The 690-nt window shown below is 72.9% G+C and carries 1 protein-coding gene; it reads left to right on the plus strand.

Annotated elements, in window-relative coordinates; genetic code table 11:
• The coding region (locus tag B7L92_RS38730; RefSeq protein WP_255311378.1) for an acyl-CoA dehydrogenase family protein at positions 1-192 on the plus strand (192 nt) is incomplete at its 5' end.
• Positions 193-690 lie beyond the last annotated feature (498 nt).

The following is a 690-nucleotide window of genomic DNA, read 5'->3' on the forward strand; positions in this document are numbered from 1 at the left end:
CTGCACTGCACCGACACGGCGATGAAGGTCACCACGGACGCCGTCCAGATGATGGGCGGCTACGGCTACACCACGGACTTTCCCGCCGAGCGCTACATGCGCGAGGCCAAGGTGCTGCAGATCGTCGAGGGCACCAATCAGATCCAGCGGATGGTCATCGCCCGTCACCTCGCCGGTCCGGAGACCCGCTGAACTGACCCGGCCTGACCAGGGGCGCCGCCAGCCGGACCCACTCCGGGTCGTGCCGCCCCGGGAGGGTACGGCCGCGGGTGGCCCAGGCGTGCAGCAGGTCGCGGTAGATCGGCGGGTCCTGGAGCGGTGAGGAAGCGGGCGGGGACGGAAACGGAACCGATTCTGCGACGGTCGGGACGAACAGTGGACGGCGCCCGGTCGTGGAATAGGTGACGGTCATACCAGGGCAACGCGGCGCCGGGCGGACAGGTCACCCGCGCACGGAATCGGGCGTGAGTTCACGGGGCGCCCGACCGGCGCACGGCGTCCTCCCCGTGCGCGGCGTCCTCCCGGCGTGCGGCGCCCTGCCTGATCCGTTCGGCGGGTGGCCGCCCGCCCGATCAGCGCGGCGCGTGGGCCAACAGCCCCCGCGCGGCAGGTCATGACGAACCGCCCAGCGCATCGAGCCCGGCGCATGCGCTGGGCGCACCCAGGCCCACGGCACCCAGGCCCACGGCA

This window comes from Streptomyces viridosporus (assembly GCF_002078235.1).
GTDB lineage: Bacteria > Actinomycetota > Actinomycetes > Streptomycetales > Streptomycetaceae > Streptomyces > Streptomyces viridosporus.